The 9,281-nt window shown below is 74.9% G+C and carries 7 protein-coding genes and 1 pseudogene; 5 read left to right on the forward strand and 3 right to left on the reverse strand.

What is annotated here, in order from left to right:
• Both B7L92_RS24465 and B7L92_RS24470 read left to right on the forward strand, forming a co-directional pair.
• Positions 1-456 (forward strand): annotated as a pseudogene (locus tag B7L92_RS24465) (DUF58 domain-containing protein); the annotation flags it as partial.
• Positions 453-2,861, forward strand: a complete 2,409-nt coding sequence (locus tag B7L92_RS24470) for a transglutaminase TgpA family protein (RefSeq protein WP_255311119.1) — start codon at positions 453-455, stop codon at positions 2,859-2,861. The pseudogene B7L92_RS24465 and the gene B7L92_RS24470, both read left to right, overlap by 4 nt.
• Before the next feature lie 207 nt (positions 2,862-3,068).
• On the opposite strand, the gene B7L92_RS24475 is transcribed toward B7L92_RS24470, so the two are convergent.
• The 3 genes from B7L92_RS24475 to B7L92_RS24485 all read right to left on the reverse strand — a co-directional run bounded on the left by B7L92_RS24475 (position 3,069) and on the right by B7L92_RS24485 (position 5,358).
• Positions 3,069-3,470 (reverse strand): SCO2097 family morphological protein, encoded by a 402-nt coding sequence (locus B7L92_RS24475; protein ID WP_081239586.1) that lies wholly within the window; start codon positions 3,468-3,470, stop codon positions 3,069-3,071.
• Positions 3,471-3,760: 290 nt separating this feature from the next.
• On the reverse strand, positions 3,761-4,594 hold the full coding sequence (locus tag B7L92_RS24480; protein WP_081239587.1) for a class I SAM-dependent methyltransferase: 834 nt from the start codon (positions 4,592-4,594) through the stop codon (positions 3,761-3,763).
• 176 nt (positions 4,595-4,770) lie between these two features.
• Positions 4,771-5,358: an SAV_6107 family HEPN domain-containing protein gene (locus B7L92_RS24485; protein ID WP_081239588.1), complete on the reverse strand. Its 588-nt coding sequence runs from the start codon at positions 5,356-5,358 to the stop codon at positions 4,771-4,773.
• 187 nt (positions 5,359-5,545) lie between these two features.
• On the opposite strand from B7L92_RS24485, the gene B7L92_RS24490 reads away from it, so the two are divergent.
• From B7L92_RS24490 to B7L92_RS24500, 3 genes are read left to right on the forward strand one after another with little or no spacing between them, the layout of a single operon-like run.
• Complete coding sequence (locus B7L92_RS24490) at positions 5,546-6,439, forward strand: ATP-binding cassette domain-containing protein (protein WP_081239589.1); 894 nt, start codon at positions 5,546-5,548, stop codon at positions 6,437-6,439.
• Positions 6,411-8,513, forward strand: a complete 2,103-nt coding sequence (locus B7L92_RS24495; protein ID WP_081239590.1) for a YhgE/Pip family protein — start codon at positions 6,411-6,413, stop codon at positions 8,511-8,513. The genes B7L92_RS24490 and B7L92_RS24495 overlap by 29 nt, the downstream gene beginning before the upstream one ends.
• A gap of 35 nt (positions 8,514-8,548) precedes the next feature.
• Entirely contained in the window at positions 8,549-9,178 is a 630-nt protein-coding gene (locus tag B7L92_RS24500; protein WP_004989200.1) for a TetR/AcrR family transcriptional regulator, read from the forward strand.
• The last annotated feature ends 103 nt before the right edge of the window (positions 9,179-9,281 follow it).

Genomic DNA, 9,281 nt, shown 5'->3' on the forward strand with positions numbered 1-9,281 from the left:
GGCACCGCGGTGCCCGGCGGGGGCTCCGACGGTTTCGCGGGGATGGACCAGGAGTCGGCGGACGCGGCCGGACTGCTGATGGACACCCTCGCCGTGGTGGACCACTCCGAGGAGACGGGCCTGTCCCGCGCCTACGACGTGCTGCGCGGCGGGGGCGAGGGGCTGCTGGTGGCCTTCCTCGGCGATCTCGACGAGGAGCAGGCCGCGGTCCTCGCCCGGATGCGGCAGCGCAGCGGGGGCGCCCTCGCCTTCCTGCTGGACAGCGGGACCTGGCTGCGGGAACCGGCCGACGTGCCCGGCCCGTCGGACCGGGGCGGGGAGTGGCTGCGGATGCTGCGCGAGGCGGGCTGGACGGCCCTGGCGGTGCCGCGGGGCGCCTCGCTGGACGAACTGTGGCGGCAGGCGGACCGGGAGCGTTCGGGCCTGGCCACGGCGAGCGGTGGGGAGGGACCGTGATCAGCGGGCAGGCAAGGCTGACACTGACCGCGTGGGCGGCCACGCTGCTGGCGGCGTGCGCGCTGCTGCCGCTGGTCGATCCGCCCCTGTGGATCCTCCAGGCGGCGATCGTCCTGGCGGTGCAGTCGGGCGTGGGCGCGGCGGCCCGCCGGGTGCCGCTGGCGCGTGCGCTGACGGTGGCGGCGCAGGCGCTCGTCAGCGTGATGCTGCTGACCCTGCTGTTCGCGCGTGAGCACGCCTTCGCCGGGCTGATACCCGGCCCGGAGGCCCTCCGGTTCTTCTCCGGGCTGCTGGAGCAGGGCGGGAACGACGTCGGCCGGTACGCGATCCCGGCGCCGCTGACCGACGGCATCCGGCTGATGCTGATCGGCGGTGTCCTGGTGATCGGGCTGCTGGTGGACGCCCTCGCGGTGACCTTCCGCAGCGCGGCCCCGGCCGGTCTTCCGCTGCTCGCCCTGTACTCCGTGGCCGCGGGGCTGTCCGACGGCGGCGTCGACTGGTTGTGGTTCCTGCTGGCGGCGGCCGGTTATCTGACGCTGCTGCTCACCGAGGGGCGCGACCGGCTCTCCCAGTGGGGGCGGGTCTTCGCCGGGGCGGCGCGCGGCCCGGGCGGGAGACCGGCCGTGGCCGTCGCACCGGTGCGCACCGGCCGGCGGATCGGCGCGGTCGCGCTGGGCATCGCCCTGGTGGTGCCGCTCGGCCTGCCCGCGATGAACGGCGGCCTGCTGGACGCCACCGGTGCGGGCGTCGGCTCGGGCACCGGCGGGGGCGGCACCATCTCGGCGGTGAACCCCCTGGTGTCGCTGCGTGACTCGCTGAACGTGGAGGAGGACCGTCAGGTCCTGTCGGTCCGCTCCGAGACGGCGAACGTCTCGGACCTGTATCTGCGGATCGTCTCCCTGGACGACTTCGACGGCACCACGTGGAAGCCGTCCAAGCGCTCCATCACCACCGTGCCCGAGGGCACGTTCCCGACCCCGATGGGGCTCGGCACCGAGATCAGGCGCACCGAGATCGGCACGACGATCTCGACCGCCGACTGGTACGGCCAGGACTGGCTGCCGATGCCGTACCCGCCGAGCGGGGTGAGCGTCAAGGGCGACTGGCGCTACGAACCGGTCGGCATGACGCTGGTCGGCGACCACGGCCAGAACACCCGCGGCCTGACGTACGAGGTGCGCAGCCTCGAGGTGCAGCCCACGCCGGAGCAGCTGGCCGGCGCCCCGGAGCCGCCGCCCGCCCTGAAGCGCGAGTACACCGAGCTGCCCGAGTCGCTGCCGGCCGTGGTGTCCCGGACCGCTCGCGAGGTCACCGCGGACGCGGACAACGCCTACGACCAGGCGGTCGAGCTCCAGGAGTACTTCACGCTGAACGGCGACTTCGAGTACGACACCGAGGTGGACGTCGGCAGCGGTTCGCAGGCGATCGCCCGCTTCCTGCGGGACAGGCAGGGCTTCTGCGTGCACTTCTCCTTCGCGATGGCGTCGATGGCCCGTTCCCTGGGCATACCGGCGCGGGTCGCGGTGGGCTTCGCACCCGGCACCCCGCAGGCGGACGGCACGATCGCGGTCGGGCTGCGGGACGCGCACGCCTGGCCGGAACTGTACTTCGAGGGCGTGGGCTGGACCCGCTTCGAGCCGACCCCGACCCGTGGTTCGGTGCCGTCCTACACCGTGCCGGAGGCCACGGACAGCACGCTGCCCGACCCGGCCCGACCGTCCCGGGCCACGACCTCCGAGCCGTCCGACGCTCCCTCCCCGAGCGAGAGCTGCTCGACGGAGCGGAGGAGGCTGGGGGCGTGCGAGAGCGAGTCGCCGCAGGCGGCGCTGCCCACGGGGGACGACGGACCGAAGTGGCCCGCGCTGCTGGCCTGGTCGCTGACCGGTCTCGCCGTCCTGCTGCTGCCGCTGACGCCGATGCTGTGGCGGATGAGGACCCGGGCGGTGCGCCTGGGTGCGCACGGCCGCTCGGAGGCGGACGTGGCGCCGTACGTCCTGGCCGTCTGGGAGGAGCTGAGCGACACGGCGTGGGACCACGGCATCCCGCCGGACGAGTCGCTGACCCCGCGCAAGGCGGCCGCCCGGATCGTGCGGCTCGGGCATCTCGACCCGGCCGCGGCGGCCTCGGTGCACCGGGTGGCCGACGCGGTCGAGCAGGTCCTGTACGCGCCGCGCCCGCGGCCGACGGCGGGGCTGACGGAGGACGTGCGCCGGGTGGCCGCCGCTCTGCGGTCCAGGGCGGGCCGGGGCGCCCGGCTGCGCGCGCTGTTCGCCCCGCGCTCCACCGTGCGCCTGGTGTGGGCGGCGTCGGCCCGGTGGTCCGGCGTCCGGGAACGGGTCCTCGCGATGCGGCCGACGTGGCGCAGGCCGTCGACCTGGCGCAAGCCGTCGCGGCAGCAGGGCTGAGCCCGGCCGACGGGCGGAGGAGCGGGGAGGAACGGGACGGAGGAGGGGCGGGACGGCTCGGCCGTCCCGCCCCTCCTCCGCGTTCGTGACCGCGCCCGTGCCGGGGACCGCGCCCGCGTCAGGACATGCGTCAGGGGGCGACCACCTCGGCGGTGGTCACCCCCTGACCCGTGTCTTCAGCTGTTTCCCGGAGAGCGGCGCGGAGAGCTAGTGGCCACCCTGTTCGTCGCGACGGCGCTGCCAGCGCTCCTCTATGCGGTTCATCATGGAGCGCCGCTGTCTGCCCTGGCGTCCGGCCTGGGTGGCGCCCGGGGCGCCGACGGCCTGCTCGCCCGGCTTGGGCGCCTTGCGCCAGCCGGTCACGGCGAGGACCGCGCATCCCAGCATCACGAGGAATCCCACGACGCTGAGCCAGACCTGTTGGGCGACCATACCGGCCATGAGGAGCGCAATACCTACGAGGAAGCCCGCGACCGCCTGGTAGACCCGCCGCCGGGTGTACGTACGCAGCCCGCTTCCCTCAAGCGCCGACGCGAACTTGGGATCTTCGGCGTACAGCGCTCGCTCCATTTGCTCGAGCATGCGCTGCTCGTGCTCCGAGAGCGGCACGGAGTCCTCCTCATCGTGCAGTCGCCGGGGGCGACCCGGGGGGTCCCTTCAGGATAGGCAGGGAATCGCCCCCGTGAAACCCGCCCCTCTGCGCCAATTGGCCAACCGGACCCGCCATGGACGTCCCGGCCCGCTGAGGCATCTCTTTCCCCTGCGGCCGGCCCGTCATGCCGGGCGGTCTCCCTCGATCATACGGCGCCAAGCCGCCATTCGGGGGGCCCGGGGCACACTCCGTGCGCGGCCGGGGCTCCGGACGCGCCGCTGATCAGCGGCACGGCACCCGCGGCCACTCAGGTCCCGGGCGCCTCACCGGCCCCCGGTGCCTCACCGAGCACATGGAGCTGCGTGGCCACCGAGTGGAAGGCGGTGAGCTCGGCCGCCGCGGCCTCCAGCTCCAGCAGCGCGTCCAGGGCTCCGGGCTCGGTGTCCACGAGCGCGCCGGGAACGAGGTCGGCGAAGACCCGCACGCCGTGCACGGCGCCGACCGCGAGGCCCGCGCCCTCGACGAGTCCGGTGAGCTGCTCGGCGGTGAAGCGGCGCGGCACGGGGTCACCCGCGCCCCATCGGCCGTCCGGGTCGTCGAGCGCCTGCCGGGCCTCCCTGAAGTGGCCCGCGAGGGCCCGGGCGAGCACGGCGCCGCCGAGTCCGGCGGCCAGCAGGCTGAGGACGCCTTCGGGGCGCAGGGCGGCCACCGCGTTGCGGACGCCCTCGGCCGGGTCGTCGACGTACTCCAGGACGCCGTGGCACAGCACGGCGTCGTAGCCGCCGCGCTCGGCCACGTCGAAGAGGCCGCGCACGTCTCCCTGGACCCCCCGGACCCGGTCGGCGGCGCCGGCCTCGGCCGCGCGGCGCTCCAGGGCGAACAGCGCGTTGGGGCTGGGGTCGACGACGGTGACCCGGTGGCCGAGGAGGGCCAGGGGCACCGCGAAGTTGCCGCTGCCGCCGCCGGTGTCGAGGACGTCCAGCGCCTGTCGTCCCGTCGCCTCGGCCCGGCGCTCCAGGGCGTCCCGGAGGACCTCCCAGACCACGGCGGTGCGAAGAGCGGCCCGGGGCCGCGAGGGGTCGGAACGCAGGGGCACGGGGTGCGAGTGGGGAGAGGCGGGCGGGCGCATCGGATCCGGCACGGCAGTTGACTCCTCGGCGCGGCACCGCCTCATCCTCGGCGGAGCGATCGGGCTCCCTCCCCCGGACCGGAGCACCGGAGCGGAGAAGGGTTCAGGCGTTCTCCACCCTATTGCCTGGGGCGCGGTGCCCGGTCACCTGCCTGCGCCACCCCGGGGACTCCGCCGCGGACGGGCGGTCAGCCCGCGTCCGGCACCTCCCGGGCCGGGCCGCCGTCCGCGTCCCCGCCCGGGGCGCGGCCCTCCGGCCGGTCCGGGTCCCCGTGGGACCGGGGAAGCACCGGCTGGAGGACGAGCATGCGCTCCACCAGGCGCAGGAACATCGCCACGTCCCGTATCAGGTCGTCGGCGTCCCGCCCGCTCGCCGCGCCCTGGATGCCCGCCTCGGCCCGGGCCCGGCGCCGGGCCCCGGAGGCGAACAGCGCGCTCCACTCGGTGAGCTCGGGCGCGATCTCGGGGAGCACTTCCCAGGCGCTCCTGATCCTGGCCCGGGCCCGGGGCGAGGCCTCGGGCCGGCCGCGCGCGGCGAGCACGGCGGCGGCGGTGCGCAGGGCGGCCAGGTGGGCCGTCGCGTAGCGCTCGTTGGGGATGTCGAGGACGGTGGCCTCGTCGAGTCCGGCACGGGCCTGGGCGAGCAGGTCGAGAGCGGCGGGCGGGGCCGAGGCGCGGCGCAGCACGGGGTGGACGTCGCTCGCCGGGCCGTTCAGTGAGGGGGCAGGGCCGGCTGTGCGGCGCCGACGGGCGGCGGCTGCGGACGAGTTGGCCATGACGAACCTCCTGTCGTCTTCGTGACGGCACGCCCTGAGACGAGGTGCCGTATGGGCTCATCGTGCGGTATGGCACTGACAATCCGTTCTGACCTGGGCCTTTGCTTCGAGCGAGCGTTCGGGCTAGCTTTTGCACTGACCAGTCAGTTCAAAAATTCCGCGAGGGTGCGGAGGGAAAAGGGGACGCATGGGGGGCGCGGCGCACGATCCGCCCGGTCTCGCCGTCTCGGCCCGCGACTTCGGGCTCGAGGGGCCCCGGGGCTGGGCGTTCCGCGGGGTGGGGATCGACGCGGAGCCCGGCTCGCTGATCGCCGTCGAGGGGCCCTCCGGGTCGGGCCGCACCTGTCTGCTGCTCGCGCTCACCGGGCGGATGCGGCCCACGGAGGGCCGGGCCGTCGTGGGCGGGCTCGAACTGCCCCGGCGCATGGCCGCCGTGCGCCGGGTCAGCGCGCTCGCGCACGTCACCGGCGTGACCGATCTCGAGCCGGCCCTGACCGTCGGCGAGCACCTGCGCGAGCGGGCGCTGCTGCAGCACCGCTTCGGTGGTTCCCTGCGCGGGCTGCTGCGTCCGCGCGGCGAGCGCGCGGACGAGCGGAGGCGGCGCGTCGAGACCGCGCTGGCCGAGGCCGGGCTGGACCTCGCGACGCTGCCCAAGGGCGCGCGGACCGCCGTACGGGACCTGGAGCGGGTGGAGGCGCTGCGCCTGTCGCTCGCGCTGGCCCTGCTCGGGCGCCCCCGGCTGCTCGGGGTGGACGACGTCGACCTGAAGCTCTCGCCCGCCGAGCGGGACGAGGTCTGGGACCTGCTGAGGTCGATCGCCGGCACCGGCACGACGGTGGTGGCGGTGTGCAGCGAGGCGCCCCGGGACGCGGTGGCGGTCGGCACGGGAACCACCGGGCACGACGACCCCGGCGCCGAAGCCGGCACCGGCCCCACCGGGCACGGCGAGAAGCGCGACGGACACGACGAGCGCGACGAGCACGAGCACGAGCACGACGAAAACGAAGACGAAGACGAAGACGAAGACGAAAACGAAGAGGAGGAGGCGGCCGATGCGCTCGCCGGGACTGGCCGCTCTTGAGCTGCGGCGCTTCGGCCGCGGCAGGCTGCCGCGCGCGGCCCTGGTCGCCCTGCTGGTGCTGCCCCTGCTGTACGGCGCCCTGTACCTGTGGTCGTTCTGGGACCCCTACAGCCGTCTCGACCGGATCCCCGTGGCGCTCGTGAACGACGACCGGGGGGCGAGTGCCGACGGCAAGCGGATCACCGCGGGCGACGACATCGCCGAGGGCCTGCGCGACAGCGACACCTTCGACTGGCGGGAGGTGGGCGCGGACGAGGCCCGGCGGGGCGTCGAGGACGGCACCTACTACCTGTCGCTGACCGTACCCGCCGACTTCAGCCGCCGCGTCGCCTCCGGCTCCGGCGACTCCCCCGAGACCGGCGCCCTGGAGGTGCGGACGAACGACGCCAACAACTACCTCGTCGGGCAGATCTCCCGGACGGTCTTCGGCGAGGTGCGCCGGGCCGCGTCCACGAAGACCTCGCGCTCCTTCCTGGACAGGATCTTCGTCTCGTTCTCGGACATCCACGGCGAGACCGTCAAGGCCGCGAAGGGGGCCGACGAGCTCAAGGGCGGCATCGGGAAGGCCGAGAAGGGCTCCCAGGACCTCGCCGACGGCCTGGGGGACGCCCGCAAGGGCAGCGGCAAGCTGTCCGAGGGCCTGAAGGACCTCCACCGGGGCGCGGGCGACCTGGAGGACGGCGCGCGGAAGGTCGCGGACGGGACCCGGACGCTCGCCGACAAGGTGAACGCCGTCGACGCCGGGCTGGGCCCGTTCCTGGAGGACAACGAGGAGGCCATCGGCGACACGGCCCGGTTCGTCGCCGATTCGGCGGCCCGGCTCCGCGGCGACCTCGACGCGCTGGAGAAGAGGGCCCCGGCCGCCGCGAAGGACGCCCGCGCGGCGTCCGGCACCGTGGACGAGGTGCACCGGGCCCGCTGCGAGGCCCCCGCCCCGGCCGAGGACACCGCCCTGCCCGATCCCGCCTGCGCCGATCTGGAGCGGGCCCGGGACGCGACGGCCGCCGCGGCGGCCGTCGCCGACGAGGTCAGCGCCCTGGTCACCGACCGCCGCGACGACCTGGAGGAACTCGACACCCGCCTCGGCACCCTGGAGAAGCAGGCCCGGACGCTCGTCGACCGCGTCCCGCGCCTCTCCGAGGACCTCGACGACGCCGTCACCCGGATCAACCAGCTGAACACCGGCGCCGGCAAGGTCGCCGCCGGCGCGAAGAAGCTGGCCAAGGGGCTGGACACCGCCGAGACCGGCGCCCTGGACCTGGACAAGGGCGTCAACCGGCTCAAGACCGGCGCGGACGACCTGAACGGCGGCATCTACCGGCTCGTCGACGGCTCCGGCGAGCTCGCCGGCGGGCTGCACCAGGGCGCCGAACGGATCCCCGACTACGACCGGCAGGACCGCGACCGGCGCACCGAGGTGATGGCCGACCCGGTCCGGCTCGTCACCCACGACCTGCACAAGGCGCCCAACTACGGCACCGGCTTCGCCCCGTACTTCATCCCCCTGTCGCTGTGGGTGGGCGCGATGGTGGCGTACATGCTCATCCCGCCGATGAACCGGCGGGCCCTCGCCGCCGGCGCCTCGGCCCGGCGGGTCGCGCTGGCGGGGTGGCTGCCGGTGCTGGCGATCGGGGTGCTGCAGACGGTGGCGCTGATGTCGGTGCTGCACTGGGCGCTCGGGCTGCGGATGGCCCGGGCGGCGGGGACGGTGGGCTTCCTGTTCCTGGTGACGGCGTGCTTCGCGGCGATCGTGCAGTGGCTGAACGCGCGCTTCGGAGCGGCCGGCCGGATCCTCGTCCTCGCGCTGCTGATGCTCCAGCTGACCTCGGCGGGCGGCACGTACCCCGTGCAGACCAGTCCCGGCTTCTTCAACGCGCTGCACCCCTTCCTGCCGATGACCCACGTCGTCGAGGCGCTCAGACGGCTCATCACGGGCGGCGGTCTCGGACCGGTGTGGCAGGCGTGCGCCGTGCTGGCGGCCTTCACCGCGGGCGCCCTCGCGCTGACCGCGCTGACCGCCCGCCGCCGGCAGGTGTGGACCCTGGACCGGCTGCACCCGGAGCTGAGCCTGTGAACGGACGGACCGGCGCTCCTGTGAGAATCAGGGCCATGGAACGCAGCAGCACCACGTCGGGCGGCAGCGCCCGCCGCGAGGCCACCCGGCAGAAGCTCTACGAGGCGGCCGTCACCCTCATCGCCGAACAGGGCTTCTCCGCCACCACCGTGGACGAGATCGCCGAGCGGGCGGGGGTCGCCAAGGGCACGGTCTACTACAACTTCGCGAGCAAGTCGGTCCTCTTCGAGGAGTTGCTGCGGCACGGCGTCGGCCTCCTGACCGCCTCCTTGCGGGAGGCGGCCGAGAGGACGGCCGGGGAGGGCGGCGGCAAGGTCGACGCCCTGGACGCGATGATCCGCGCGGGCCTGGTCTTCATCGACCGCTACCCGGCCTTCACCCAGCTGTACGTGGCCGAGCTGTGGCGCACCAACCGGGCCTGGCAGTCCACGCTGATGGTGGTGCGGCAGCAGGCCGTGGCGGTGGTCGAGGGCGTGCTGCGCGAGGGCGTGGCCGACGGCGAGTTCAGCGAGGAGATCGACGTCCCGCTGACGGCGGCGGCGCTGGTCGGCATGGTGCTGGTGGCCGCGCTGGACTGGAAGTCCTTCCAGCCGGAGCGCTCCCTGGAGGACGTGCACTCCGCCCTGTCCCGGCTGCTGCAGGGCCGGGTCAGCGGCCGCCGCTGAGGCCGGGTGACGGGGCGGGCGGGAGCGCCGGTCCGACGGTGGCCGCGTCCCCCGCGGGCCACCGCCGGACCGGCGCCTCCCTGTTCCCCCGTGCGTTCCCCCG

Source organism: Streptomyces viridosporus (assembly GCF_002078235.1).
GTDB classification, from domain to species: Bacteria; Actinomycetota; Actinomycetes; order Streptomycetales; family Streptomycetaceae; genus Streptomyces; species Streptomyces viridosporus.

Excerpts from the sequence above, each read along its gene's own strand:
- B7L92_RS24500 (WP_004989200.1), top strand. The coding sequence starts at position 8,549 with ATGGAACGCAGCAGCACCACGTCGGGCGGCAGCGCCCGCCGCGAGGCC.
- B7L92_RS24485 (WP_081239588.1), bottom strand. The coding sequence starts at position 5,358 with ATGGCCAACTCGTCCGCAGCCGCCGCCCGTCGGCGCCGCACAGCCGGC.
- B7L92_RS24495 (WP_081239590.1), top strand. The coding sequence starts at position 6,411 with ATGCGCTCGCCGGGACTGGCCGCTCTTGAGCTGCGGCGCTTCGGCCGC.
- B7L92_RS24490 (WP_081239589.1), top strand. The coding sequence starts at position 5,546 with ATGGGGGGCGCGGCGCACGATCCGCCCGGTCTCGCCGTCTCGGCCCGC.